The following is a 25,128-nucleotide window of genomic DNA, read 5'->3' as shown; positions in this document are numbered from 1 at the left end:
GGCAGAGACTTTCAGCCGCCTGCCGTCACGGCTTTTGTCACGGCGTCGGGCGCCTCCGTGCGGCTGGGCAGACGCACGGCCGCGCTGCCTTCCTCCAATATGTCGCCCTCGATCGTCTCGATCCACCAGACCAGTTCGGCCATGAACCGGCCGTCGCGGACATATCTATCCGTCACATAGGATTTGACGATCATCATGTCCTGCGTCAGCCCATGGGTATCGACGAAGCGATCCTTCATGAACGGCACGCGGTCGAGGAAACGAGGCGCGTCAGGATTGCGCGGCACCGACTTGCCGTTCACCCAATGCGAACGCGGGTCCATGATGCTCCAGCTTAGAGTCTGAATCCAGCCGCGATCGCCGATCCAGTTGGTGATATGCCGGATGGCAAAATCGCGACCCATATAATTGACGAGCGGGCTGCGCTTCTCGCCGTCCTTGTGGATGTCCGACGTTACGATCGCGCCGCCGCTTTCACCTTCGTTATTGGTCTGTTCAAGCGGCGGGGTGGGCACGTTCACCTGCGGGTCGGTGGAGCGGTAGACGCCATCCTTCTGTCCGCGCACCAGCTTGGCGCGGGCCGCCGGGTCCATGATTTCGCGCCGCAATGTGCGGCTGCCGCCCGCGCCCATGCCCCATGGCGCGACGGGGATGACCGAGGCCAGGATCGGACCGTCCGCCGTGGGCGCGGGCTGATCGCCGACCTTCACATCCTCCCAATATAGCGGCTCCGCACCGCGCATCTTTTCCTGCGACCAGAGCGTTTCGATCTTGCGCCAATCCTCGTCGGTGTAGAAATGCGCCGGCCGCCGCCACCAGTCCGGGGCTTCCCAGATATCCATGAAGCCGGGATTTTCAGGTGCGCGCGTCGGGTCCTTGAAGATGCGCACGCTTTCCACGACGCGGAAGGTGACGTCCGTGACCTTCTCGCCCTTCTGATTATATATGGACCCGCCGCTGGTGATGGCGACGCTTCGCATCGGCGCGCCCTCAGGCGGCGTCAGATCCTTCATGCGGCGGTCGTTCATCACCAGATACAGCGTGTCGCCGGGATAGATTGGGCGATAGTTGGTGATGCTATGGTTGAGGTGGCTGACCAGCAAACGGTCGCGCGCGGCCGGGGGAAAAGGCACCATGAATGTATCGTCATGCGCCGCGAAGCTCACAAAACCGACGATGTCCTTGTAACCCAGCTGACGAGCATAGGCAGCGTCGTTGCGCAGCTTGCTTTCGGGATCATATTTGGCGTTATTATAGCGCACCCAGGCTTCGGTCGCCCGCACCACCGGACCAAGGCCTGGCGTCCCCTTGGGCAGGCGGCCGGTGACAAGCGCCTTGACATCGATCGGTCCACGGTCGCGCAGCGCCTGGTTATCAGCCAGATATTTCGCCACGAGCGGCCGTTCCCGGTCGGTCCAGACGCCTGGATAGAGCGTCAGGAAATCGCTGTCCTGAAACGTCGGCGCTGGGGGATTCGCCACCGGATCGGCATGCAGCGGCCCGGCGACGGCAAGCGCGAGCGCCGCCACGGCCGGCGTCAGCGCAAGCCATTTCAGATATTTCGATTGTTGCATCCTCATTCCCCTTGGAGAGTGCAGCGCGCTTTGCTCCGCGCCATTTTCCAGAGGCCGTCGTTGCGGCCCGCTTCGTCAGTCGGCCTGCGCGGCCGGGCTTTCCATCATGCCGTACGCGGCATCGACCTGTTCCGGCTTCGCTTCGGTAAGCGGCACGCCGTTGTGGAGGTAGGCCGGCGCCTCGATCAGGATGAAGGCGATGCGACACACCGTATCGGTTGTGTTGCGCCAGCGATGATTGGTCCCCCGCTGGACGATGACGCCACCTTCCTCGATCGTCCGCTTGTGGCCGTCCTCCAGCTCCAGCTCGATTGCGCCTTTCATGACGATCCCGTAGTCGATCGAGTTGGTCCGGTGCATCGGACTTTCGCTGTGCGGCAGCATATCGACGATGCGGATCACCGATCCGCCGTTCAGCGTGACGCCAGTCTCCCGATCGCGCCCCTCGGTCTCGTCATTATTGTCGGCAGGGACAGTGGCCGTGGACCATATGGTCAGCATCGCGGCGTCTCCCGTTGGCACCATGCGCAGCGGCGCGTGATCCTCGCCACGAAAACGCGCGCGACCGTCCGCGTCATGGCCGGTGACGACCCGCTGCACCGGCGGCAGGCCGGAATCGGAAAGTTGCTGTTCACTCATGGCTTCACCACCTTTTGTTCGAGCACGCCAAAGGGCGCGCGGCCGTCGGACAGGCGCGCTTCCATGCGCACCATGTCGCCATATTTCATGAAGTCCGTGCGCGGCTGACCATGATCGACGATCTCGATGCCGCGCCGCTCGGCAATGCAGGAAGAGCCGACTTCGCGGTAATTTTCGTTCGACACCGTGCCCGACCCGATCACGGTGCCTGCGACCAGGTTGCGGGTCCGTGCGGCATGCGCCACCAATTCATGAAAGCCAAAAGCCATCGGCTCGCCAAACGCATTGCCAAACGGCTCGCCATTCCAGTCGACCCGAAGGTGAAGCGCCGGACGGAAATTGCCCCACGCTTCGCCCAATTCGTCGGGCGTGACCGCGAAGGGCGCCATTCCGCACGGCGGCTTGGCCTGTATCCAGCCAAAGCCCGACTTCATTTCCGGGCCGGCCAGCTTGCGCAGCGACCAGTCGTTGATCTGGACGACCAGACGGATGTAGCGCCCGGCCTCGGCGGCCGGTGTGCCCATCGGCACATGGTCGGTGATGACGCCGAACTCGCCCTCAAAGTCGATGCCCAGAGCCTCGTCCGCCATCGGCACGTCGGCGTGAGGCGCGTAAAAAGTGTCGGACACGCCCTGATACATGGGTGGCCCTTCCGGCCGGAAGGGCTCTATGCCCAGCGCCTTGTCCATCAGCGCGCCATGGCTGGGGTAAACCGACCCGTCGAGCCACTGCCAGGCGCGCGGCAGCGGCGCCATCAACCGCCGGACATCGAGCGTATCGGGGAAATCCTGCACCGCTTCCAGCAGAGGCGCGACGTCGCGCCATGCCCCCAGCGCCTCCTGCAAGCTGTCCACCGGGGCGGGTGCATAACAAAGCCCATCGTTGGAAACGACGATCAGCCGGCCGTCCGGCCTCCCATCGTCCAGCGTCGCCAAGCGCATCCCGTCACCATCCTCTCATGGAAAAGGCCGCGCCAGAGCGTTCGGCCTGACGATCGGCTAACCGAGGGTCCGGTACGCCACAACGGGATAAGATCGATAGTCAGGCATTGATAAGATGCGATGGTCCGCCCTCTGGCCATGCGGCTAGGAACCACGCGAAATATGGTTCCAGACAAGAGTGGGAGATCGATATGGCCATCTGGCTCAAGCGCGGCGCAACAGCGGAGGCCAAGGCGGACGCGGATCGCAAGGTTCGCGACATCGTGGAGTCCGCGCTCGCCGACATCGAAAAGCGCGGCGATCAGGCGGTGCGGGACATGTCGATCCAATTTGATGGCTGGGCGCGGGACGATTATCGTCTCAGCCAGTCGGAAATCGACGCCTGCGTCGACAGCCTGACGCCACAGGAGCGCAAGGACATCGAGTTCGCGCAAACGCAGGTGCGCAACTTCGCGCAGATCCAGCGCGACAGCATGAAGGACGTCGAAGTCGAAACCTTGCCCGGCGTCGTGCTCGGTCACAAGAATATTCCGCTTAATTCGGCCGGTTGCTACGTGCCGGGGGGCAAATATCCGCTGCTTGCGTCGGCCCATATGTCGGTCATCACGGCCAAGGTCGCGGGTGTGAAGCGTGTCATTACCTGTGCGCCGCCCTTCCAGGGCAAACCCGCGCGCGCCATCGTGGCGGCGCAGGCCATGGCGGGCGCAGACGCGATTTACGCCCTTGGCGGCATCCAGGCGGTCGGCGCTATGGCGATCGGCACGGAGTCGATCGATCCTGTGGATATTCTCGTGGGGCCAGGCAATGCCTTTGTGGCGGAGGCCAAGCGCCAACTGTTCGGCCGGGTCGGGATCGACCTGTTTGCTGGCCCAACAGAAACCCTCATCATTGCCGATGACATCGGCTGCGACCCGGAAATCGCCGCGACCGATATATTGGGCCAGGTCGAACATGGTCCCGACAGCCCCGGCGTGCTGCTAACCAACAGCGAGGCGTTTGCGCGGGAGACCATGGCGCAGATCGAGCGGCTGCTAGACATCCTCCCGACGGCCGATCATGCCCGCAAGGCTTGGGAGACGTACGGAGAAGTGATCGTCGCGGACAGCTATGATGAAATGGTGAGCATCGCCGACGACATTGCCTCGGAGCATGTTCAAGTGATGACTGCCGACCCCGACTATTTCCTGAAGAACATGACCAACTACGGCGCGCTGTTCCTGGGAAGCCGCACGAACGTATCCTTCGGCGACAAGGTGATCGGCACCAACCACACCCTGCCCACCAAGAAATCGGCCCGCTATACCGGTGGCCTGTGGGTCGGCAAGTTCCTCAAAACCTGTACCTATCAACGCGTCACCACGGACGCGGCGTCCAGCCTGATCGGCGAATATTGCAGCCGCCTGTGCGCGCTCGAAGGCTTCGCGGGCCATGGCGAGCAGGCGAATATCCGCGTTCGGCGCTTTGGCGGGCGGAACGTCCCTTATGCCGGGCAGGCCGAACCCACGCCAGCGACGGCGGCCTGACGGTGGAGACGCTGCCGCAGGCGCCGAGCTTCCGACTCGATGGGCGGCGCGCGGTCGTCACGGGTGCTGGGCGCGGCATCGGCCTTGGCGCTGCGGCCGCGCTGGCTGAGGCCGGTGCGTCGGTCGCGCTTGTCGCCCGGACCGCTACAGAGATCGACGCCGCCGTTGCCAGCATCGGGGCGGCAGGCGGCGTCGCCGACGCTGTCGTGCTCGACGTGTCCGACCTTGCCGCAGTCGATCGCTTCTTTGCCGCAAGAGATGCCTTTCACATCCTTGTGAATAATGCCGGCACCAACCGGCCGAAACCGATGTGGGACGTCAGCGAAGCGGATTATGACGCGGTTCTCAACCTTAACGTCAAATCTGCCTTCTTCGTCGCGCAGGCATGCGCCCGGCGGATGATGCAGGCCGGGACGAACGGCAGCCTTATCCATATGGGCAGCCAGATGGGGCATGTCGGCGGGCCGAACCGGTCGCTTTATTGCGCGTCCAAATGGGCGCTTGAGGGCATGAACAAGGCGTTCGCGCTCGATCTTGCGACGCACGGCATCCGGTCCAACGTCATTGCGCCGACCTTCATCGAAACGCCGATGACGAAGCCCTTTTTCGAAGATGACGCCTTCAAGGCGGGCGTATTGGCCAAGATCAAACTGGGCCGGCTCGGCCGGATCGAAGATTTGATGGGCGCGGTCCTTTTCCTCGCGTCGGACGCATCGGCGCTGATGACCGGTACCAGCCTGATCGTCGACGGCGGCTGGACCGCGGACTGATTACCCGAAGGACATAGCGATGTTTGAACCTTTTCCCGGCAATTATGTGTGGAACCTCGCCGTCAATCTGGCGCTCGTGTGCGGCGGCAATCATGGCGAGCTGGACGAGGCGTGCCGCCCGGTGCGGGAGGCTGCGTTGAACGGCGCGGACGCAGGATCGGCGGCGCTTTTCGACAGCTGGATCGCGGTCGCCGATCAGGTGGCGGCCAACGCCGCTGGCGACGAAGCACAGGGCTTTCTTCTGTCGGCCGGCACCAAATATCTGCGCGCCTCAGGCTATTATCTGGCGGCCGAGCGGATGCAGAGCCGCGACTACGCGCCGCGCTGGGTCGCTTATGACAAGGGGATGGACCTGTTCCACAAGGGCGCGCGGCTGCGTGGCCTGCATGTCGAGAAGGTCGAGATTCCCTATGCGGGTGGCAGCTATACCGGCATCTTCTACCATGATGGCAGCGGCACGCCGCGGCCGACGCTGGTGTCCGTGAACGGGCTCGATTCGATGAAGGAGCAGGTCTGCATGGCCGGCCACGGTCAATCGAACCTGGAGCGCGGCATGAACACCCTGTTCCTAGACCAGCCGGGCACCGGTGAGGCGATCCGCAAACGGGGCCTGCCCGCCGTCTATGACGCCGAGCGCTGGGGCAGCCCGGCCTTCGACTATCTCTTGACCCGCAGCGACGTAATACCATCCAAGATCGGCATCTTCGGCCTGTCCTTCGGCGGCTATCATGCCCCCCGCATCGCCGCCAACGATCCGCGCTACGCGCTGTGCGCCGTCATGGGCGCAAACCATGTGTGGGGCCAGCGCCAGCGCGAGCGCGTGTCAAATGAGGGTGAAAACCCCGTGCCCCATTATTGGGATCATGTGCTCTGGGTCTTCGGCTTCGACGACCGGGATAAGCTTCTCGCCTATACTGACCAGGTTACGCTTGATGGACAGGTCGAGAAGATCCGCGTCCCCTTCCTCATCACCCATGGCGAGAACGACCGGCAAATTCCCGCCTTCAATGCCCAGCTGTCTTACGATCAGGCGGTCAACAGTCCCAAGCGCCACCTGCGCATGTTCACCAGGGCCGATTTCGAGGTCGAACATTGCGGCGCCGATAACGGTACTGGCATGCGCGACTATATCGCAGACTGGTGCGCCCAAAGCTTCGCGGAGATGCAATAATGGCCGAGTTTCGCTTTCACCATGGCGGCGTGTCGGTGCCCAGTCTCGACGAGGCGCTCGATTGGTACGGGCGCGTGCTGGGCTTCGAGCTGGAGCAGCGTTTTTATATCAAGGGCGCACGGTCCGACACGGCCATGATCCGCAAAGCGTCTTTGCGGTTCGAGCTGTTCGAGGTCGAGGGGGCAGCGCCTCTGCCAGAAGAGCGTCGCGTGCCCAACACCGACATCCGCACCCATGGCAACAAGCACGTCGCCTTCTGCGTTCCTGATCTCGAATGCTTTCTGGAAGAGATGGAGGCAAAAGGCGTCGACATCGCGTTCGTCGTGCGCGAAAGCTTCGGCAAGGGCTGCTTCATCCGCGATTGCGCGGGCAACCTGATTGAATTTATCGAGGACGCGACGCCATGATCCACGAAATCGCCACCTTCACCATAGATCCCGATCGAGCGACCGAGTTCGAGGCAGCGGTTGCACAGGCGCGACCGCATTTCGAAGCGGCGAGGGGATTCGTCTCTTTCGGCCTCCAGCGTTCTATCGAAAACCCCGACCGCTATCGGCTCATTGTCGGCTGGGACAGCGTGGACGCGCATATGGTCGACTTTCGCGCGTCGGAGGGCTTTCAGTCCTGGCGGGCGCTGGCCTCCCCCTTCTTCGTCTCCCCACCGGCGGTCGAGCATGTCGAAACGGTGATCTGAGCGACAGAGGCTGACACAAAAAAGGGGCCAGACGGCCCCTTTTTCATGCCCGCGATCAATGCTCAGATCGCGTGTTCATCATCTTCGGTCAGTTCAGCCAGCTTGCCGTCGATCGGCTGCTTGCCCGGCCGATTGCGTCGATAGGCCTCGAAGCTTTTGCGGTCGGCATCAAATCGCATGTCCCAGGGGATGTCGTCTCCGCGGAAGATGGCCGGCGCGTTATTGGACCAGAGCAGCGATCCGAAACGAAAGTCCCAGGCCCGGGGCACCCAATTATCATCCAGATAATCGGTGTCGGCGTGATATTCCGCCTCCCCGGCCTTGCCCGGCATGTCACAATAATAATAGATCGCGCTCGATACCCGGTGGCGGGAAATGCCGCCCGAGCTATTCATGCTCTGGTTCTTCCAGCCCTTATGCTCCATGATGTTCGCGCCCAGCATCACCTCGTCAATGTCGTCCATGCCAAAGGCGATGTGCATGAACTTGAAATAGTCCGGCGCGAACGGAAGGTCACAATTGACCCAGAAGATCGAATGATGCTCGTACGTGCCGCCGGCGCGGGCAAAAATTCCCGTTCCCATGCTGTGGTCGATATAGCGGAAGCCCAGGTGCCGCTCGTAAAATTCGAAGCTACCGACATAGTCGGGCGAAAAGAAGACGACATGGTTGATCGTCTTGGGGATCGCCTTGTGTCGCCAGATGCGGTGCTGGTTAAAGCGGGGATGGTGGGACGGCGTGTTGACCGGACTTGCCTCGCTCACGAACCGGCGCTTGGTCCACAGGCGTAACGCGATGGGCTGGCCATCGGGACAGCGGGCATGGACCGTTCCGTCCTCTGCCCGGGTCACATCGACCTCACCCGCCAGGCTGGCCGCCATGGCCTCCAGGCTCTCGGCCGTGTCGACGCCCCACACCGTCAGCTTCAGGCCGTCGCCGGGAAACGGATCTGGCGACGGCAGGCGCGGGTCGCCATGGGGTAGCACCACGACGCGGCTGCCCGACGGCAGCAGAAACACTGCCTCCGTATCGCTCGTTCGCTCGGCCGTCAGGCCAAAGTCGATCCAGAAGCGAGTATGTTCCGCCACGTCCGCGACACCGAACAAAACAGATTCAATGCCGATTATGCTCATTGCCCAAAAACCCCAAATATTATCACACATTCTTATGGCCGCAGGGCGCACGAGCGAGAAACGCGGCTTTTGGGACGGCACCTATTTACAGGACCGAATTGGCCGGATGATCAGCCCTTGCGAAACGGCAGCGACAGCAGGAACAGGATTGTTCCCAGGTCGAGCAGCTTCAACGCCGCGCGAGCCTGATCCGGCGTCACCTTGGCCACCATCGGCATCGCGCCGAAAATCTTGCCCCGGATCACCAGAGCGTCACCATCGCGCTCCAGCTTACGCACAACCATCAGTTCTCGGTCGTTGCCGTCCAGGATCGTCATGACTGCCGCCTTGGTTTGTCGCTGGTTCATTGCACCGCCCTCCCGCACACCTTGTCATAATCAATGTCCATGTCGTCCATCATCTGAATCGCGGTGGCCCGGCCCGCGCCGAACACACCGCCACCCGGATGCATGAACGGCCCGACCAGATAGAGTCCTTCGACGCCCGGCACCCGCAGCGATCCCAAGTCTGGAGTCGGCCGGTGCCCGACACTCTGGTAGAAGAAGGGGGCGCAGCCATGAATGTCGCCCTTGATAAAGCTCGCCGGACTGTCGCGCTCATGGTCAAGCGGCGACCGGATCAGCCGGCCACTGATATTGTCCTCGGTCAGGTTCGCGTAAAATTTGCGATATTGCGCCAGCGCCCGGTCGGCGATGTCCTCCTTTTGCACGTCCCATGATGACGGTCCGCCGGGATGGAGGTCATAGGGCGCGAAGTTGACGCCATAAAAGACGCCGGCACCTTCGGGGGCACGGCTTGGATCGAAGATCGTGTTGTCGCCGCCTGCGATCAGCCGCTCGGACACCTCGCCGCGTCGCAACTTGTCATATTCGAGCAGCATGTCGCGCACGGTGTAGAAGTCCATCAACTCAGTCATCATCGCATTTGTCTCGTTGCCGACCTTGAGCCGGAGCCGCTCCTTGAGCGTCAGATGGGTGAGATTGATCGAGAAGGTGCTTTGGGTCACGCGCTCGGCCCGCTGCAATACCGGTTCCGGGGTTTCTGCCACGAATTTGCGCAGCACATGCGGATGGATCGCCCCGATCACCCCGTCGGCCGCCATGAAGGTCTCGCCATCGACCAGTTCAAGCCCGACGGCACGACCGGACGAAATGAGAACCCGCCGCACCTCGGCGTCGCAGCGGACCTCTCCGTTGAAATGCTCGATGGCGCGGACCAGCGCGTGGCTGAGCTGCCCCGACCCCCCCTTGGGCATGGAACAGCCATAGGCATGGATGATGCCTGGCATCAGGAACGCCCCCATCCCCGTGCCCAGCTCGTCGGGCATCTGCAAATTTTCAGTCACCATCCGGACAATATGGATGCGCAGCAGGTCGCTCTCGAAATAGTGGTTCACGACATCGAGCGCGGAGCGCTGCATCACGTCCAGCAGGAAGCGTCCCTCGTCCGACTGGTCCATCATCGCCACGAACGCACCCATCGGGAAGGGCGGCGCGTAAAGGCCCGACATGAACATCGGCAGTGCCGCCATGCTCGCCTGAGCGAAGCTGCGATAAGCGTCGGCGTCCTTGGGCGAGAAGGCGGCGATCTCCTGACAGGTGCGGTCAAGATCACGCCAGGAGCGAACCACCGTGCCGTCCGCGAAGACGGACGCGTGGGGCAGTTCGGGATAAATATATTCTAGGCCGAATTTGGACAGCAGCCCCAGTTCGTCCTCGCGCAGCATCGGGTTGCCCTGGATCATGATGTGCACATTGCTGTGCTCGTCATGCCAATAGCCGGGGCGTATCAACTCGCGGGTGGAGACACCGCCGCCATAATGGGGCTTGCGCTCCAGCACGAGCACCTTCTTCCCGGCCTTGGCCATATAGGCAGCCGCCACCAGCCCGTTATGGCCCGCGCCCATCACGACAATATCATAACGGCTCATGCCTGTTCTCCAGCGAAAAAGGAACGGAACCGGCCGATGCCGGGGACATGGCTGGCGCAGCCACCATCGGCGACCAGCACTTGGCCCGTGATGTTGCGCGCGGCGTCGGACGCCAGGAAGGCGACGGCCTCAGCAATATCCTCCGGCTCACCCATCCGGTCGCGCAGCGTTTCCTCCTCGACCGCGCGGCGCAGCGCGGGCGGAAAGGCGTCGCGCAGCGCCGGGGTCATGGTCATGCCGGGGGCGACCGCGTTGCAGCGGACGCCATGCACGCCATGGCTGGCGGCGATCGCCCGCGTCATCTGAATGAGCGCGGCCTTGGAGGAGGAATAAGCGGCCTGGATCATATGCCCCTGCAGGGCGAGGTTGCTGACGGTATTGACGATATTACCCCGCGCGGCGCGCAGGTGCGGGAGCGCCGCCCGGCACGCAATCATCGCGCCGCGCACATTGACGGCAAAGGTGCGGTCCCAGACATCGACGTCCATGGTTTCAATGTCGGCATCGGCGCGGGCGACTTCGGGACTGAGCAGCGCGGCATTGTTGTGCAATATGTCGATGCGGCCGAAATGCTCGACGGTGGCAGCGATCATCGCTTCGACCGACGCCCGATCCGCAAGGTCAACCCGAAAGGCGATCGCGTTTCCGAGCATATCGGCGACATTCTGCGCAGCGCCCTCGGCAATGTCGGCGACAACGACACGCGCGCCCCGCTCCGCCATGAGCCGCGCCGTGGCGGCCCCTATGCCCCCGGCCCCGCCGGTGATGATGACCACCTTGTCATGCAGCCTTGTCGCATCCATCGTTCCGCTCCTCTCCCTTTGCTTTTGACTGTTCATAACCATGGCGTCAGTGGACAGAAGACGGCACTTTTTTGTACCCTGCCGCACATGAAGAACAGGATCTCGGACCCTCTGGAGCAGCCCGCCTTCACGGCCCTGGCACTGGAGATGGCGCGCCATGGAACCGACCCCGCATCGCCGCCGCGATCGGTCATGGCGATGCTGGGCGATCGCTGGACCAGCCTCATTCTCCTTGTCCTGCGCCACGGCGATTTGCGGCACGCCGATCTAAGACGCGTGCTGGCGGCGCTATCCTATGAGCAAGACATATCGCAGCGCGTATTGACGCTGAAGCTGCGCGCGCTGGAGCGGGACGGATTTGTCATCCGTACGGTGACGGACGATATTCCGCCCAAGGTGAGCTATCGTTTGTCGGACCTGGGCATCGAACTTGCGGCGGAATCCGAACGGATGATCGCGTGGATCAACGACCGTTCGTCCGGGATCATTGCCGCCCGCGACCGCTACGACCATAGCCGGTCGGACTCCTATTAAGCTTTAAAAATTGTTGGATTTCAGGCGATAGGCGAAGTCGATCCGCTCACGTTCCCGCGCGACGCGCTCCGCATCATTCAGGGTCACGACGTTCCGCGCGCCCTGCTGCCGTTGCGCTGCTACGCCCAGCCGCTCCACAACCCAGCGCAGCGCGCTGTCGTTATTGTTGCTGATATGCCATTGGATCGTCTCGCGGATCGGTGGGATCGTGAAGGGCGTCTCGCAGGTAACCAGCGGAAGGCTTTGCACGAAGATGTCGGCCATCTTGCGATGAACGGTGGCGATCCGGTTCGTATTGACCACCAGCCCGGCCAGCGAAAGAAAGGTGGGTGCGACGACTTCTACCCGCCGCTGCTGCTTCTGCCGCCGCACGAACCATTCGTCGAACGCCGCCAGCCGCGCCTTGCCAAAACGTGCCGTGACATGCCCAAGGGAAAAATAGGTCTCTCGCGTCATCGTCTCATGCATCGCCGGGTTTTCGCTCCAGCCCAGCACGACATAGTCATCCTCGAACAAGAGCTGGCTTGGATGGTCGGTCGAAATCGCATAATCGATCGTGAGCAGCAGATCGACATAGCCGCGCTCCAGCGTATCGACCGGGTTATCGTTCATCGGCTGGATTTCGAAGCGGATGCCCGGCGCGTCCTTTTCCATCGCGGCGATCGCGTCCGCCAGCAGAACCTGCGTCGAATAGTCGGACGCCATGATGCCGATCTGTCGTTCCGCCGTTGCGGGGTCGAAGGGCGGTTGGACAGTGATCGTGGTGCGCACCTGTTCCAGCACGGCGCGCACCGGCTCGATCAGTTCCTCGGCCCGCGCAGTCAGGATCATGTGGCGGCCCTTCACCACCAGCAACTCGTCGCCAAAATATTCGCGAAGTCGCCCTAGCGCGCTGGAGGTGGCCGACTGGGACAGGCACAGCTTGTCGGCGGCCAGCGATACGCTACGCTCGGTTAACAGCGCGTCGAGCGCCACCAGCAGATTGAGGTCCAGCCTGCCGAACCGCATCACATCCTCCCGTTCCGCGCCTCTACGACAATGTCCGCAGGGCGCTTTCGACCAGCTTAGCAAGATTTCCGTCATGCGCAAAACCGGCGCGTTCCGCGGCGGGGGTTATCAGCGGCGGCTGCGCCGCGAAGCCAGCTTGTAGCACCGGATCGGGATCATAGCTGACCAGGTCGGGTTTGCGCCCGCATTGCCGTGCGACCTCCTGCGCGAGCGCCCCCATGGTGCAGCGGACCGCCGGCAGCGTCACCGCACGCGTCGGGGGCATCCTGCCAGTATTCATGCTCAGCGCGTGCACGAAATTGTCCACCACCCTGTCGAGTGATTGCGCCCAGATCGTGCCTGCGCCCGACACGGGGCATAGGAACCGTTCGCCGGCGCGCAAGGCGTGAAACAGATTGCTCATGAACGCCGATTTCATGCCAGACGGCCCCTTCGGACGCGCCAGGACGCCAGGCAGCCGAATGGTGACGCCATCGATCGCGCCGCGATTGGACAACATGGCAAGAGCCTGTTCCATCATCGCCTTGTGCCCGCCGTAGATCAGGCGCGGCGACAGCGGCGTGTTGTCGTCTACCTGCGCGGGCAGCGAATCGCCATAGACGGCGATCGAACTGGCATAGACGAAACGAAGCCCGGGCCGCTGTAGGCTGGCTTCCTGCAACAGATCGTGCATCGCCTCCACGTTGATGCGCCAGGATGCAGCGGGGTCCGCCTCCGCCGCCCCGCCCGGAACCGTTGCCAGATGCACGATCGCATCGCATCCTCCGGCCAGCGCCGCACCCCGGACCTGCGGATCGGCGATGTCGCCGGCGACTTCCAGCGCGCCGTCCGGCACGCTGCCTGAAACCGTGTCCGTCCCGGTGACAATATCTCCTCGCGTCACCAGCCTTTCCACCAGACGCCGGCCGACAAAGCCCCCCGCCCCCGTCACGACGATCTTCATGTCCTGCTCGCTTGCTGTGCCAATGCCCGATCCTAGAATGACGAGGAGACGCGAAGCCCGTATGTGCGTGGCGCGGTGTAGCGCGCAATCGCAAAGCCGATGGGCGACGATTGTGGTGTGGCGATGCGCCGCTTGTTTTCGATATTCTGGACGAACAGGCCGATCGACAGATCCGTGCCCGTCAGACGCAGCGCCAAGCTGGCGTCGGTCAGCCAGTAGCCGGGAATTTTCTCGAAATCGAGATATTCGAACGCGCCATATTGCGACGAACGCCAGGAACTGTTGACCGACGCGCTCAACTCTGCGCCAGCCGAAACAGGTATGACCTGCTCCACCCCCATATTCACTGTCCATTTGGGCGAGAATAGCAGCGGCCTACCCGCGCAATTGAAGGCAAGGATGGGCGTGACCCCATCGTTCAGCAGCCCGCCGGTGGGCGTGGATGGGCAGTTGATGTTGTCGCGGGGCGACGCGGTGGTCAGCGTCAGCGCCTTATACTCTGTGTTGAGATACTGCACCTTGCCGTTCAACGTCGTGCGAGCGAAGGGCTTGACGATCAGATCGACATCGAACCCCTTGATGTCCGCCCGACCCGCATTGTCGATCGTGTTGATGAGCACGCTGTCGGGGGAAATGGAGAAATAGTTGATCTGCTGGTCTTTATACTTCCAATAGAAGGCCTCGACATTGAGCTGCACGCGGTTGCCGAAAAAGCGGTTCTTCGATCCAATCGTATAGGCGGTGATGAATTCTGGATCATAGGCCGGATTGCCCTCCGACAGCTGGAAGCCGCCGGCGCGATAACCGGTCTCGACCGTAGCGTAGAGCAGCGATCGCGGCCCCGCGTCGAACTCTGCTCCGACCTTCCATGTCGCGCGGCTATATGTGCCGGACGCCACCACCGGATAGTTGGTCTTGAGGATCAGCCCCCGACCGTTGCTCAGCGGATAGACCTGATCGCGGGCTTCGTTTGTGCTGCCTTGCGCGATGAAGCCATTGGCGATCAGCCAGTTTACTGTGTCGGCGGTGGACGTAAAATTGGGGAAGCGCGGCAGCGCGCCAGGCGCAGCGCATCCCGCCGCGAAGGAAGCGGGCGGCGTCACCGGCGGAATGCCGCCGCAAAAGGCGATGAAATTGTTGATGATCCCGTCGATCGACTTGCGATCATGCGTATAACGCAGGCCGCCGACCAGGCGAAAGCGGTCGCTGAGATGCCCAGTTAGCTGGCCAAAGCTCGCCCAGCTTTTCGTTTTGTGCGTATAATGCTGGATCGGCAGGACAAACTCCTGATTATATTCGCCCACATTGTCGATCGTTTCGTTGAAATAGAAGCCACCGAGGACATATTCGACGCCCCCTTTCTGACCGGCGAGCCGCGCCTCGAGGCTGATCTGCTTGTCTTTTTCTTTGGTATAGGCGGTATTGAAAGCCGGCCCGTAAAAATAGCTCTCGGCGTCTGACCTGCGATAGGCGGGCAGCAGCGTGATCGTGCCGATGCCAGTCTTGATCGCGATCTCCGCGTTCACGCCCCAGTAGCGATTGTCGGTCGATTGCACGCGGTTCATCGCCGTCAGGAAACCGAAACCCGGCGCGCCGAGCGCCGTCTGGCGATAGGCGTTCGCGGCAGTGGTGTTGAAGCCTTCGGAACTGTCCAGCCCCGCAGGCACGAAACTATAGCCGCTCGCGCCCTGCACATAGGCGCCGATATAGGAGCCGCCCGTGCCGATTCCGCCGACATGGGTATAGTCCCCGCCTACCCGGATGCTGATCCGGTCGCTCGGCTCGAACAGCCATTGCGCGCGCACGCCGCTGCGGTCGAGATCGTCGGTCCCATCTCGATTATAGCCGTCATGCACCTGCCTCATCGCGGCAAGGCGCAGCGCGCTGGTATCGCCGACCGGCAGGTTGACGAAGCCTTCGGCGCTGACCGCGTCATAATTGCCGATCGAGGCGGCAAAACCACCCGAACGCTTGCCCAGTTCCGGCCGGTTGGGGATGATGTTGATCGCGCCACCGGTCGCGTTGCGGCCGTAAAGGATGCCTTGTGGACCTTTAAGGACCTCCACCCGCGCCAGATCGTAAAAGGCCGCGCCAAACGCGCCAGCCGCGCGACCTAGCACCACGCCGTCATAGCTGGGCGTCACCGCAGGGTCGTTATAGCTGCTGTTGGTGATGTTTCCCACGCCACGCAGGAAGATCGACGTGTTGGACCCGCCGCCATTGGTGACAGTCAGCGCCGGAACCGCCTTGGTCAGCGCTTCGGCCTGGCCGATCCCCCGCGCGATCAGCGCATCGCCCCCCACGGCGTCAATCGCGATCGCGGCCGTCTGGGCCGACTCCTGCTTGCGCTGCGCGGTGACCACGATATCGGCCAGGCCGCTCTCGGCGGCGCCGCTATCCTGTGCATTGGCCATGCCGGCTGGAACCGCAAGGGCCATGACCAGAGCCGACGAACACATCGCATCGCGAAACTGAAACGGCACGACGAGCCTCCCCTATCCTTGTCTTTCCGTCTGCAGCTATCGAACCCGGGCCAGGAGGTCACACCGATTATATGGATGGAAAGGCATCCACAGTTCGGATTTGTCTGTTTCATCCATCACGCTAGTCGATGGGCATGGCACAAGATCATATTTGCAGCGTGACGAGCGCGCTCGTCGTTGGGGGGGGCATCGGGGGGATGGCCGCGGCCATCAGCTTGGCGGAGCGCGGCGTCGCCGTGTCTCTGATCGATCTTGATCCGCAGTGGCGCGTCTATGGTGCGGGAATAACCATCACCGGCCCGACATTACGCGCCTATCGCCGGCTGGGTTTGCTCGACGAAATCAAGCGCGAGGGCGCGATCACGAGCCGCACACGCCTGTTCCGCTTTGACGGCACGCTGCTCCACATTCTCGAAGAGCCGGTGATCGAGGAAGGGCTTCCCGCCACCGGCGGCATCATGCGGCCGACCCTTCATCGCATCATGCAACGCCGGGTCGAACAGCTTGCCCTGCCCGTGCGTCTGGGCGTTACAGTGTCGGCAATGGAGGAGCGCGATGATGCGGTCAATGTCACGCTCAGCAATGGCGAAGAGGCGCGATATGACCTGGTGATCGGCGCCGACGGCGTGTCATCCACCATCCGGCAACTCGCGTTCCCTCACATGCAACCGCCCCGGCCCACCGGCCAAGGATGCTGGCGTATCTCCATTCGCAAGCCACCCGGGCTGGAAGACGGCGAATTTTTCCTGGGCCATGACAATCCCTGCGGCATCACGCTTTGTGGTGCCGACACCGTGTATCTGTGGATGCTCACGCCGCACGAGGATCGTGAGAATTTCATGGACGACGCGGAGTTGTTCCGGACGTTGAAGGCGCTGCTTGCTGACTTTGGCGGCAACGCAGGCTGGATCCGCGATACGATGACGATGAACGACTGGGTCAACTACCGGCCTCTGGTCGCCGCGCTACAACCTCGGCCATGGTCAATGGGTCGCGTCGTCTTGCTGGGTGACGCCGCTCACGCCACGACTCCGCATCTTGCTTCGGGGGCCGGCATGGCGGTGGAAAGCGCCATCGCTTTGGCCGAGGAACTTGCCTCACATGACGATGTGCGCGCCGGGCTCGACGCCTATGAAGCACGCCGGTTTGACCGTTGCCGCGATGTCATTGAAACCAGTGTCGCGATGGGTGAACTCCAGCTTGCGCATCGCCCTCCGGATCAACATGCTAATCTTCTGGAGGGAGCGCTGTGCCGGTTAAACCAACCTTTTTAAGGCGAACAGCATCGTGCTTGGTGCGAGCCGGCAGCCGAAATAGCTGACGGTGCCCATGATCTCGAAAGGGAATATCCAAGAGCTGCTTGTTGCTGATCCCAAGCCTAGTAGGATAGCATGCTTCATTATTCATGCTAGGCCGATTTTTTGGAGCCTACGCACGATCTCCTAAGGAAAGTGGCAACGAATGTCGTCATAGTCGTAGTGCTTCACCACCGGCTTGACGCCGGCTGTGGCCGCCGTCTTGCCACCCACCTCGATGCAGTAGGTCAAGGCCCTGGGCATGTGCGGCAGCGGGATCGAGGGTGACGATTGATAGTGGTTCGCCTCGATGGCGGTGACGCGGATATGGTCGCCGGCATAGACCGGCACGCTGTTTCGCTCGGCCGCGATGTCGGTCGCGGCGACCATCTGCGCCCACGGCGGCAGCCCCTTGCCCCCGACCGGATAGCCGGCCAGCGTCGTCGGCGCTGCCGCTGTTCGTCCGGCGACCAGCGCTGGGGCCGCGTGATCCCTATCTTACGTCGCGCTTTGCCGAGGCCTATGTGCGCGACTTTCAAGGCGACGATCTTGCCTCGCCGCTTAGCGTCGCGTCCTGCCCCGAACATTTTGCCGGCTATGCCGACATGCTGACCGGCAGGGTCGGCCCTCCGGCCGCCTGCCCGTCAGCTTTCCGCACGAATCGGGGCAGCAGCCCTTCTGTCACAATCACAAGTCGACCGGCCGTCTCCAGGCGCCGGGCGAGCCCGCCTTCTTCAAGGCGCGCTACATCGAGGTCGCGAACGAAGCGCTCTATCCCTTTGGCTTCGAGCTCGGCTATTCGCGCGTGACCTATGGCGATCTCGTCCTGAGTTCCACAACTCTGGCATGGGACGGCTTGATCGAGCTTAGCGCTTTTCCCTTTCCGCATCTACCATAAGCGGACAGACATAGGATGCTGCTTGATTGCCGACGATTTCAAAAGACCTGCGTCATGATCAATGGCAGTCAGCGCATGACAAACCCTACACGCCTTAGCAGGCTGCGAGAAAAAGCGTTTGCGCGAAGGTGGCCCTGCTGATTCCAGGATCGCGCAGAGTGATGTTGAAAGGAATCGGGAGGTGGTTCTCCACCCACTCGTCCAGTGTCGATGGTGAGTCGGCAATCGACACAACCGTCGCCCAGCGTGATGGAGGATCCCGCTCGTGATCCAGCACCATCCGGATCGCTCGATCGCCCACCTTCGGCGCAAACTTGTTCGTCGTCTTGCTCGTATTGGCTCCATCTACTCAAGAGTTGGAGACTCCGGCAAACCCGGCGCGGTTCAATCCTCGATTTGAGCCTTGTCAAATTCAGATTCAGTAAGGGGCCACTTCTTTGCGTCAATCAACACCCCATGGCCGAGATGCCAAGGGCGACCAAGGCGGGCTGAATGGGGTTATATCAGCGCTTCGGTTGCCCCAGCCGCTCGGCGTGCCAGCGCAGATGGTCCCCCATGAATGTGGAAATGAAGAAGTAGCTATGGTCGTAACCCGGTTGCAATCGCAGTAGAAGGGTGATGCCAGCCTTATCGCAAGCTTGGGCTAGCAGATGTGGCTTCAACTGTTCCGCCAGAAACGGATCGGCATCCCCCTGATCGACCAGCAATTCAGGATAACGCGCGCCATCTTCGATCAAGGCGACAGCGTCATGCTTACGCCAAGCCGCGCGATCATTGCCCAGATAGCCCCCCAGCGCCTTTTCGCCCCACGGAACCTGAGACGGTGCTACGATAGGAGAAAAGGCGGATACAGCACGAAAGCGGTCGGGATGGGTAAGGCCGATGGTCAAAGCGCCATGCCCCCCCATGCTGTGCCCCATGATGGATTGCCGCGTCGGATCGGCCGGAAAATTGTCCGCGATCAGTTTCGGCAATTCTTCTGTCACATAGGACCACATGCGATAGTGCGCTGCAAAAGGAGCCTCCACTGCATCGACGTAAAATCCGGCGCCCAGGCCAAAATCATAGGCCTCGGCAGCATCATCGGCCACGCCTTCGCCGCGCGGACTCGTATCGGGCGCGACGAAGATCAGGCCAAGGTCGGCGCAAAGCCGACGAAACTCCCCCTTTTCGGTGACATTGGCGTGCGTGCAGGTCAGGCCGGAAAGATACCAGACCACGGGCAGCTTCGTTCCCTCCGCATGCGGGGGAACAAATACGGAAAATACCATATCCGTGCCGGTCGCGCGGGAAGTATGACGATATACCCCCTGAACGCCATCGAAGCTGCGATTGGTGGACACGGTTTGAACAGTCATAGCACCTCGCTTCCGTCAGCCTGGCTGGCGGTCTGTCATGCTTCCGATTTCAACTGGCGGCGTTAGAACACCACCACAGACCGAATGCTCTCGCCAGCATGCATAAGATCAAAACCCTTGTTAATCTCCTCAAGCGAGAGGACGTGCGTGATCATCGGGTCGATTTCAATTTTGCCGTTCATATACCAGTCGACGATCTTGGGCACGTCAGTCCTGCCCTTGGCACCGCCAAAGGCGCTGCCCTGCCACACGCGGCCGGTGACGAGCTGGAACGGACGGGTCGAAATCTCGCGGCCTGCTTCGGCTACGCCAATGACCGTGGACACGCCCCATCCCCGGTGGCAGGCTTCCAAGGCCTGGCGCATTACCTCGGTATTTCCTGTGCAATCGAACGTATAGTCTGCGCCGCCGTCCGTCAGCGCCACCAAATCGGCAACCACGTCGGCCGTGCTCTTGCCGGCCGGATTGTAGAAATGAGTCATGCCAAAGCGCGAGCCCCATTCCGCCTTGCTGTCGTTGATATCAACGCCGATGATCCGGTCTGCGCCGACCAGACGCGCAGCCTGCAATACGTTGAGACCGATCCCGCCCAGGCCAAAAACGATCACATTGGAACCGGGTGTGACCTTGGCGCTGTTAATCACCGCCCCGACCCCGGTCGTGACACCGCAACCAATGTAGCAACTTTTGTCGAATGGCGCGTCCTCGCGAATTTTCGCGACGGCGATTTCGGGAAGCACCGTGAAATTGGAAAAGGTGGAGCAGCCCATATAGTGATAGATTGGCTGTCCCTTATAGGAAAATCGCGTGGTGCCATCAGGCATCAGACCTTTGCCCTGCGTCGCGCGGATGGCCGTGCACAAATTAGTTTTGCCGGATAGGCAGCTTTTGCACTGGCGACATTCGGGCGTGTAGAGCGGGATGACATGATCTCCGGGCTTGACGCTCGTCACGCCAGCCCCGACCTCCCGCACAATGCCGGCGCCCTCGTGACCCAGAATTGACGGGAAAATTCCTTCGCTGTCCAGCCCGTCAAGCGTGTAAGCGTCGGTGTGGCAGATCCCGGTTGCCATGATTTCGACCAGAACCTCGCCCGCCTTGGGGCCTTCCAGATCCAGTTCGACAATCTCCAGAGGCTTTTTTGCCTCAAAGGCTACGGCTGCTCTCGTCTTCATGCGTCGCTCCCAATCACATTCATCTGCCGGGCTCAATTTCAGGGAGCTATAGCGATATCCCCAGAGTGCGATAAGTAGCACGGAGGAGAATCATAATCTCAAATATGGGATAATCAGCGTGACTTCCTGGAATGGGATCGACGAATTTGTAGCCGTGGCGGGTGCTGGCTCCTTCATCGGCGGCGCGCGTGCACTGGGGGCTTCGACGTCCCATGTCAGTCGGGCCGTGATGGACCTGGAGCAGCGACTGCAGGCACAGCTTTTCTATCGGACGACGCGTGTCGTCCGGCTGACGGAAACGGGGATTATGTTGCTTGAGCATTGCCGGCGCCTCATCCAGGATCGGGATGAGATGCTGGCCTTGGTCAACGCAACCGGCGACCCGCAAGGTGAATTGCGCCTGACCTGCTCGACCGCCATGGGTGAACGCTTTGTGGCGCCGATCATGCGTCGTTTCGCTGCGCGCTACCCTAAACTCAGCGTAAGTCTGGACCTTACCAATCGGGTCGTGGACCTGATCGCCGAAGGATATGACCTCGCCATCCGTACCGGTGAGTTGGCGGACTCCCGGCTTATCGCCACACGCATTGGCGAACGAACCTTCCTCACCTGCGCGGCGCCCGCTTATCTTGATCGTGCCCCCGAACCCGCGCAGGTGGCGGATCTGGATCGTCACGAATGCCTGGCTGGCACCAACATGACCTGGCATTTCAAGGTAGATGGCAGCTCCGTCATCTACCGACCCAAAGCGCGGTTTCGCTGCAACAGCGGCCATGCGGTTGTAGATGCCTGCTTGTCGGGCATGGGCATCTGCCAATTACCCACATTCTATGTGCTGCCCTATGTGCGCAGCGGCCAATTGAGATTGATTTTGCCTGGCATCCAGCCAGATGACGAGCCGATTTGGGCGGTCTACCCGCAAAGGCGTCATCTCATGCCGAAAATTCGCAGTGCGATTGACTATATCCGAGACGAAATCTCGATCGAAATGAAAGGGATCTGACGTTCAAGTCGTGCCGAGAGACGTTATGCCGGCTGACCCTAAGGTCGGGTAACAATGAAAAAGGGCGGAGCTTTGTGGCTCCGCCCTTCTTTTGCGTCAGAAGCTGCCGCGGACGCCGATGAAATATTGGACGCCCGGCTTATATTGGGTGAAGGTAGCGCCCTCAAATTGGAAATAGCTGCGAAGAGTGGAGTTTGTGAAGTTCTGAATATCCAGCGTCACCTGCGGTGCGCCCTTCCAGCCAAACAACTCTTCCAGGTCGAAGCTGGATGAGAAATCCCACTGCTGATAATCGTCATTGAACAAACCGGCGGCGGGTATGCCATTTTGATTGAGCCCGCTGCTCTGCGATCCTTCACGGAATGTCGTGGAGACACGCAGGTTGACACCGCCATTTTCGTAATAGCCAATCACGTTATAGGTGAACGGCGACACGCCAAAGGCCGTGGCCGGACCATCGCTGCGTTGATCCACGATCGTCGCATTGGCGTTAAAGCCAAAGCCGCGCACATTGAGATACCGTTCAGTCAGGAAATCGAGCGGCTGAACCCACTGGAATTCCAGGCCATTGACCGTCAGCTTGTTGGGCACATTGACTTGCGTCTGGATCTGCACCGTGGCGACGGTGGGACCGCCGCGCAGATTGATCGCCTCACGCTGGGTCGGATTGAGTGAGTCATAAGTGATGCCATATTGCGCAAGGAAGGAAAATGGCTGCGTCGTGATCTGATTGGTCGTGAAGCCCGTCAGTGACTTGCGGAAGGCATTGAGCGAAATCAGCCCTTCCCGTCCGGTATAGAGGTCTACGCCGAAATCCAGGTTGCGGGAATAATAGGGCTCCAGCGCCGGGTTGCCGATGGTAGCGGTAGCGGCCGAGGGATCGCCAAAGCCGACACCAGGCAATTGCGCGGCCGGATCCGGACGCGTCATCGTTTCGGAAAATGCTGCCCGAACCACTGCATTGTCGCCCAGATTATAGGCCAGCGTGGCCGCCGGCAGCCACTTGTCATAGCTATTCGATGTCCGCACGAAATTGATGATGTTGGGATAGCGTGAGCCGTCCGGCAACTGACCGCCGCTGTCCGGCGTGTTGCGCGGATCCGTCAAAGACACGCGTCCTTCGATCGTCTGATCGGTATGGACATAGCGCGCACCGATGTTGAAGCGCAGGTCATTGTCCCCGATCTGCTGCTTGCCGGTGGCCATCAGATAGGCCGCCCAGCTTTTTTCCCGGATCAAGCCACCGCTGGCACCCGTGTTCGAGCCGCCCGATTCAGGGGCATTGTCATGATAAAAATCGTAATTGGAGGCTTGTTTGAACTTGTCCCAGTCAACGGTGACGAAGCCGGCCCGTCCTGGCATAAGGAAATTGGGCAGCTGTCCGGTCGGGATAAGCGACCCGCCATAATTCACCGTTCCCGTCTGGCCAGCCGTGTAGCCCGTTCCATAGCCGGGATAAGTGGGGTAGCCTGCATCGGCCGGGACGGTTGCCAGGCCCTGACATGGCGGCTGGCTATTGGGGCTCGGCAGCGTGACGCTGGGATTGCCGCCACAAACAGCATTTTGCCACGCCGACGTATTGTCGAACCCCCGGATACGGCGGCTGATGTCATCATAATTGGCGCCGCCCTGGATAGCGAAGTTTTCGTCACCCCAATTGAGCGATCCGCGGATACCCTTCGTCTTGTTGAGACGGCGTTCGTCCTGCATGTTCAGACGACCGCCGGTCCAGACAAAATTATTGGGGTCGTTGAGATCGACATTGGCGTCGATCGTCGGGGCGCCGTTGGAGTTGGTGGAATAGGTGACATTCACGCCCTGTCCCAGCGCCGTCACCGGACCGACGGTCGGGACTTCGCGGTGGAAAGTACTGCGCGTGTAATTCGCCTGGATGGACAATTTCAGCCGATCGGCCAGCTCCCAATCCAGCCCGGGATTGATGCTGTAGAGCTTGGTGGTTTCGATAAGAGGCCGATATTCCAGGAAGAATTGCGAATTTGCGTAGGTTCCGCCCGTGGCGAGACAGCCAGCAGAACAATCTTCACGGTCATACGTCGTGTTGGTGGGAATGATCTGGCTATTACGCACGATCCACGCGATATTTTCACGCTTCAGGTCATTCTTTTTATAGCCGTAGAGTCCGTCGATGTAAAAATGCATCGCATCCGTCGGCCGGAATTCCGCGCTGGCGATGGCGTTGATGCGGTCACGACGGCCATATTGGGCGGAAAAACGTCCCAGGCGCGGAAGCAATCCATTGTCGATTTGCTGAATGGTCGCGCCAGGATTGTTCGCGAGCAGCCAGGCCTGGTCAATTGTCTGGCCAGCCACTGTCCCTGCGCCTGCACCTGCCGGTACGGTCGCCGGAATTGTCCAGTTGCCGCCCCCGGTAGCGTTGCAGTTTGTAGCCGTTCCACATTGGGCTGCGGTCAAATTGGGATTGGTATATCCGATCGTTTCGAACCCGCGATTGTCGGTATGCAGACGCTGGCCTGACACACCCACCAATATGCCCATTGTGTCGTTCGTCGTGCTGAAAATAGCCGAACCGCGCGCACCGATCTTATCGACGCCGCTTTGTTTCGCGCCCTGAAGATTATAGGTGAAGCGTGTGCCCGGGCGATCGAAGGGCCGTGCCGACCGCATGTCGATGTTACCTGCGGCGCCGCCCTCCAGCAAATTGGCGGTGTAGCTTTTGTTGACGGTCAGCTTCGTGAACAGATCCGTGGGAAAGAAGCTGAGGTCGACGGAACGGTCCGTGCCCTGCGCGTCGGTCGCGCCAGACGACGAAACAGCGATCGGCGCGCCGTTCAGGGTCACATTGGTGAAGTTGGATCCAAGTCCGCGAATGGCGACGTTGACGCCCTCGCCGTTGACATCGCGGCTGATGGTGATGCCAGGAATGCGGTTGAAGGATTCAGCGATGTTCGTATCAGGGAATTTGCCAATGTCCTGTGCGAAAATCGAATCGGTAAAGCCGATCGCTTCGCGCTTTGCATTGGTCGAGTTCTGCAGAGACGCCCGATATCCCGTTACAACGATGTCGGTGACGCCTGCATCGTCCTGCGGCGCGATCGCTTGGGCTTCCTGAGCCTGAGCGCCCCCAGCGCCAGCGCCAGCCATGATGGCAATCGTCGAAGCGGCCATCAAAAAGCCGCGGAGTTCACTTTTTGCGTAGCGCATGGGCATCCCTCTCCTGTGTCCAATGTGTAGCGTCATTCTGTGGTATCGCTACCATAGCGCTATTAGAGGA

At 61.2% G+C, this 25,128-nt stretch carries 22 protein-coding genes; 8 read left to right on the top strand and 14 right to left on the bottom strand.

Annotated features, from left to right (window positions below; genetic code table 11):
• Nucleotides 1–11: 11 nt before the first annotated feature.
• From RLDS_RS54645 to RLDS_RS46780, 3 genes are all read right to left on the bottom strand, one after another.
• A complete protein-coding gene (locus RLDS_RS54645) occupies nucleotides 12–1,574 on the bottom strand; it encodes a hypothetical protein (RefSeq protein ID WP_021227353.1) in 1,563 nt (520 codons plus the stop codon).
• A gap of 75 nt (nucleotides 1,575–1,649) precedes the next feature.
• Nucleotides 1,650–2,213 carry a cupin domain-containing protein gene (locus RLDS_RS46785; protein ID WP_021227352.1) on the bottom strand — a complete coding sequence of 188 codons (564 nt, stop codon included), beginning with the start codon at nucleotides 2,211–2,213 and terminating at the stop codon, nucleotides 1,650–1,652.
• Entirely contained in the window at nucleotides 2,210–3,154 is a 945-nt protein-coding gene (locus RLDS_RS46780) for a fumarylacetoacetate hydrolase family protein (protein WP_021227351.1), read from the bottom strand. Before RLDS_RS46780 ends, RLDS_RS46785 begins: the two co-directional genes overlap by 4 nt.
• A 191-nt stretch (nucleotides 3,155–3,345) precedes the next feature.
• Between RLDS_RS46780 and hisD the strand changes: the two genes are divergently transcribed.
• Genes hisD through RLDS_RS46755 form a run of 5 tightly spaced genes read left to right on the top strand, consistent with a single transcriptional unit; the run spans nucleotide 3,346 to nucleotide 7,312 of the window.
• Nucleotides 3,346–4,677: a histidinol dehydrogenase gene (hisD, locus tag RLDS_RS46775; protein WP_021227350.1), complete on the top strand. Its 1,332-nt coding sequence runs from the start codon at nucleotides 3,346–3,348 to the stop codon at nucleotides 4,675–4,677.
• A gap of 2 nt (nucleotides 4,678–4,679) precedes the next feature.
• A complete protein-coding gene (locus tag RLDS_RS46770; RefSeq protein WP_021227349.1) occupies nucleotides 4,680–5,447 on the top strand; it encodes an SDR family NAD(P)-dependent oxidoreductase in 768 nt (255 codons plus the stop codon).
• Between the two features lie 19 nt (nucleotides 5,448–5,466).
• Nucleotides 5,467–6,618, top strand: a complete 1,152-nt coding sequence (locus RLDS_RS46765; RefSeq protein ID WP_021227348.1) for an alpha/beta hydrolase — start codon at nucleotides 5,467–5,469, stop codon at nucleotides 6,616–6,618.
• Nucleotides 6,618–7,025, top strand: coding sequence for a VOC family protein (locus tag RLDS_RS46760; protein WP_021227347.1), 408 nt, complete (start codon nucleotides 6,618–6,620; stop codon nucleotides 7,023–7,025). Before RLDS_RS46765 ends, RLDS_RS46760 begins: the two co-directional genes overlap by 1 nt.
• The gene (locus RLDS_RS46755) at nucleotides 7,022–7,312 is read left to right on the top strand and encodes an antibiotic biosynthesis monooxygenase family protein (protein ID WP_021227346.1); all 291 of its coding nucleotides are present in this window, start codon (nucleotides 7,022–7,024) and stop codon (nucleotides 7,310–7,312) included. The genes RLDS_RS46760 and RLDS_RS46755 overlap by 4 nt, the downstream gene beginning before the upstream one ends.
• Nucleotides 7,313–7,374: 62 nt before the next feature.
• Here RLDS_RS46755 and RLDS_RS46750 read toward each other — a convergent pair whose 3' ends face one another.
• The 4 genes from RLDS_RS46750 to RLDS_RS46735 all read right to left on the bottom strand — a co-directional run bounded on the left by RLDS_RS46750 (nucleotide 7,375) and on the right by RLDS_RS46735 (nucleotide 11,178).
• Nucleotides 7,375–8,445: a VOC family protein gene (locus tag RLDS_RS46750; RefSeq protein WP_021227345.1), complete on the bottom strand. Its 1,071-nt coding sequence runs from the start codon at nucleotides 8,443–8,445 to the stop codon at nucleotides 7,375–7,377.
• A gap of 110 nt (nucleotides 8,446–8,555) precedes the next feature.
• On the bottom strand, nucleotides 8,556–8,762 hold the full coding sequence (locus tag RLDS_RS46745; RefSeq protein WP_031298669.1) for a hypothetical protein: 207 nt from the start codon (nucleotides 8,760–8,762) through the stop codon (nucleotides 8,556–8,558).
• Between the two features lie 26 nt (nucleotides 8,763–8,788).
• Nucleotides 8,789–10,375 (bottom strand): phytoene desaturase family protein, encoded by a 1,587-nt coding sequence (locus tag RLDS_RS46740; RefSeq protein ID WP_021227343.1) that lies wholly within the window; start codon nucleotides 10,373–10,375, stop codon nucleotides 8,789–8,791.
• Entirely contained in the window at nucleotides 10,372–11,178 is an 807-nt protein-coding gene (locus RLDS_RS46735; RefSeq protein ID WP_021227342.1) for an SDR family NAD(P)-dependent oxidoreductase, read from the bottom strand. The genes RLDS_RS46740 and RLDS_RS46735 overlap by 4 nt, the downstream gene beginning before the upstream one ends.
• Before the next feature lie 87 nt (nucleotides 11,179–11,265).
• Here RLDS_RS46735 and RLDS_RS46730 point away from each other — a divergent pair, with 87 nt between their 5' ends.
• Nucleotides 11,266–11,712 (top strand): winged helix-turn-helix transcriptional regulator, encoded by a 447-nt coding sequence (locus RLDS_RS46730; RefSeq protein ID WP_021227341.1) that lies wholly within the window; start codon nucleotides 11,266–11,268, stop codon nucleotides 11,710–11,712.
• A 3-nt stretch (nucleotides 11,713–11,715) separates the two neighbouring features.
• On the opposite strand, the gene RLDS_RS46725 is transcribed toward RLDS_RS46730, so the two are convergent.
• Genes RLDS_RS46725 through RLDS_RS46715 form a run of 3 tightly spaced genes read right to left on the bottom strand, consistent with a single transcriptional unit; the run spans nucleotide 11,716 to nucleotide 16,146 of the window.
• The gene (locus tag RLDS_RS46725; RefSeq protein WP_021227340.1) at nucleotides 11,716–12,720 is read right to left on the bottom strand and encodes a LysR family transcriptional regulator; all 1,005 of its coding nucleotides are present in this window, start codon (nucleotides 12,718–12,720) and stop codon (nucleotides 11,716–11,718) included.
• A 22-nt stretch (nucleotides 12,721–12,742) separates the two neighbouring features.
• The gene (locus RLDS_RS46720; protein WP_021227339.1) at nucleotides 12,743–13,663 is read right to left on the bottom strand and encodes an NAD-dependent epimerase/dehydratase family protein; all 921 of its coding nucleotides are present in this window, start codon (nucleotides 13,661–13,663) and stop codon (nucleotides 12,743–12,745) included.
• 32 nt (nucleotides 13,664–13,695) lie between these two features.
• Nucleotides 13,696–16,146 carry a TonB-dependent receptor gene (locus tag RLDS_RS46715; RefSeq protein ID WP_021227338.1) on the bottom strand — a complete coding sequence of 817 codons (2,451 nt, stop codon included), beginning with the start codon at nucleotides 16,144–16,146 and terminating at the stop codon, nucleotides 13,696–13,698.
• 197 nt (nucleotides 16,147–16,343) lie between these two features.
• On the opposite strand from RLDS_RS46715, the gene RLDS_RS46710 reads away from it, so the two are divergent.
• Complete coding sequence (locus RLDS_RS46710) at nucleotides 16,344–17,420, top strand: FAD-dependent monooxygenase (RefSeq protein WP_161626743.1); 1,077 nt, start codon at nucleotides 16,344–16,346, stop codon at nucleotides 17,418–17,420.
• 168 nt (nucleotides 17,421–17,588) lie between these two features.
• On the opposite strand, the gene RLDS_RS46705 is transcribed toward RLDS_RS46710, so the two are convergent.
• The 3 genes from RLDS_RS46705 to RLDS_RS46685 all read right to left on the bottom strand — a co-directional run bounded on the left by RLDS_RS46705 (nucleotide 17,589) and on the right by RLDS_RS46685 (nucleotide 20,872).
• Nucleotides 17,589–17,831 (bottom strand): hypothetical protein, encoded by a 243-nt coding sequence (locus tag RLDS_RS46705; protein WP_021227336.1) that lies wholly within the window; start codon nucleotides 17,829–17,831, stop codon nucleotides 17,589–17,591.
• Nucleotides 17,832–18,842: 1,011 nt separating this feature from the next.
• Entirely contained in the window at nucleotides 18,843–19,697 is an 855-nt protein-coding gene (gene fghA, locus RLDS_RS46690; RefSeq protein WP_021227334.1) for an S-formylglutathione hydrolase, read from the bottom strand.
• Nucleotides 19,698–19,759: 62 nt separating this feature from the next.
• Nucleotides 19,760–20,872, bottom strand: coding sequence for an S-(hydroxymethyl)glutathione dehydrogenase/class III alcohol dehydrogenase (locus RLDS_RS46685; protein WP_021227333.1), 1,113 nt, complete (start codon nucleotides 20,870–20,872; stop codon nucleotides 19,760–19,762).
• A 118-nt stretch (nucleotides 20,873–20,990) separates the two neighbouring features.
• Between RLDS_RS46685 and RLDS_RS46680 the strand changes: the two genes are divergently transcribed.
• Nucleotides 20,991–21,875, top strand: a complete 885-nt coding sequence (locus tag RLDS_RS46680; RefSeq protein WP_021227332.1) for a LysR substrate-binding domain-containing protein — start codon at nucleotides 20,991–20,993, stop codon at nucleotides 21,873–21,875.
• Nucleotides 21,876–21,971: 96 nt separating this feature from the next.
• Here RLDS_RS46680 and RLDS_RS46675 read toward each other — a convergent pair whose 3' ends face one another.
• Complete coding sequence (locus RLDS_RS46675; protein WP_152528083.1) at nucleotides 21,972–25,058, bottom strand: TonB-dependent receptor; 3,087 nt, start codon at nucleotides 25,056–25,058, stop codon at nucleotides 21,972–21,974.
• Between the last annotated feature and the right edge of the window lie 70 nt (nucleotides 25,059–25,128).

Origin of the sequence: Sphingobium lactosutens DS20, assembly GCF_000445105.1 — a bacterium.
Taxonomy (GTDB): Bacteria; Pseudomonadota; Alphaproteobacteria; order Sphingomonadales; family Sphingomonadaceae; genus Sphingobium; species Sphingobium lactosutens.
Note: the sequence above shows the minus strand (reverse complement) of the source record. Positions and strands in the feature narration are given on the sequence as shown.

Bases quoted from the DNA above. Each gene is read 5' to 3' on its own strand.
- RLDS_RS54645 (WP_021227353.1), bottom strand. From the start codon at position 1,574: ATGCAACAATCGAAATATCTGAAATGGCTTGCGCTGACGCCGGCCGTG.
- RLDS_RS46785 (WP_021227352.1), bottom strand. From the start codon at position 2,213: ATGAGTGAACAGCAACTTTCCGATTCCGGCCTGCCGCCGGTGCAGCGG.
- RLDS_RS46780 (WP_021227351.1), bottom strand. From the start codon at position 3,154: ATGCGCTTGGCGACGCTGGACGATGGGAGGCCGGACGGCCGGCTGATC.
- hisD (WP_021227350.1), top strand. From the start codon at position 3,346: ATGGCCATCTGGCTCAAGCGCGGCGCAACAGCGGAGGCCAAGGCGGAC.
- RLDS_RS46765 (WP_021227348.1), top strand. From the start codon at position 5,467: ATGTTTGAACCTTTTCCCGGCAATTATGTGTGGAACCTCGCCGTCAAT.
- RLDS_RS46760 (WP_021227347.1), top strand. From the start codon at position 6,618: ATGGCCGAGTTTCGCTTTCACCATGGCGGCGTGTCGGTGCCCAGTCTC.
- RLDS_RS46755 (WP_021227346.1), top strand. From the start codon at position 7,022: ATGATCCACGAAATCGCCACCTTCACCATAGATCCCGATCGAGCGACC.
- RLDS_RS46750 (WP_021227345.1), bottom strand. From the start codon at position 8,445: ATGAGCATAATCGGCATTGAATCTGTTTTGTTCGGTGTCGCGGACGTG.
- RLDS_RS46745 (WP_031298669.1), bottom strand. From the start codon at position 8,762: ATGACGATCCTGGACGGCAACGACCGAGAACTGATGGTTGTGCGTAAG.
- RLDS_RS46740 (WP_021227343.1), bottom strand. From the start codon at position 10,375: ATGAGCCGTTATGATATTGTCGTGATGGGCGCGGGCCATAACGGGCTG.
- RLDS_RS46735 (WP_021227342.1), bottom strand. From the start codon at position 11,178: ATGGATGCGACAAGGCTGCATGACAAGGTGGTCATCATCACCGGCGGG.
- RLDS_RS46730 (WP_021227341.1), top strand. From the start codon at position 11,266: ATGAAGAACAGGATCTCGGACCCTCTGGAGCAGCCCGCCTTCACGGCC.
- RLDS_RS46725 (WP_021227340.1), bottom strand. From the start codon at position 12,720: ATGCGGTTCGGCAGGCTGGACCTCAATCTGCTGGTGGCGCTCGACGCG.
- RLDS_RS46720 (WP_021227339.1), bottom strand. From the start codon at position 13,663: ATGAAGATCGTCGTGACGGGGGCGGGGGGCTTTGTCGGCCGGCGTCTG.
- RLDS_RS46710 (WP_161626743.1), top strand. From the start codon at position 16,344: ATGGCCGCGGCCATCAGCTTGGCGGAGCGCGGCGTCGCCGTGTCTCTG.
- RLDS_RS46705 (WP_021227336.1), bottom strand. From the start codon at position 17,831: ATGGTCGCCGCGACCGACATCGCGGCCGAGCGAAACAGCGTGCCGGTC.
- fghA (WP_021227334.1), bottom strand. From the start codon at position 19,697: ATGACTGTTCAAACCGTGTCCACCAATCGCAGCTTCGATGGCGTTCAG.
- RLDS_RS46685 (WP_021227333.1), bottom strand. From the start codon at position 20,872: ATGAAGACGAGAGCAGCCGTAGCCTTTGAGGCAAAAAAGCCTCTGGAG.
- RLDS_RS46675 (WP_152528083.1), bottom strand. From the start codon at position 25,058: ATGCGCTACGCAAAAAGTGAACTCCGCGGCTTTTTGATGGCCGCTTCG.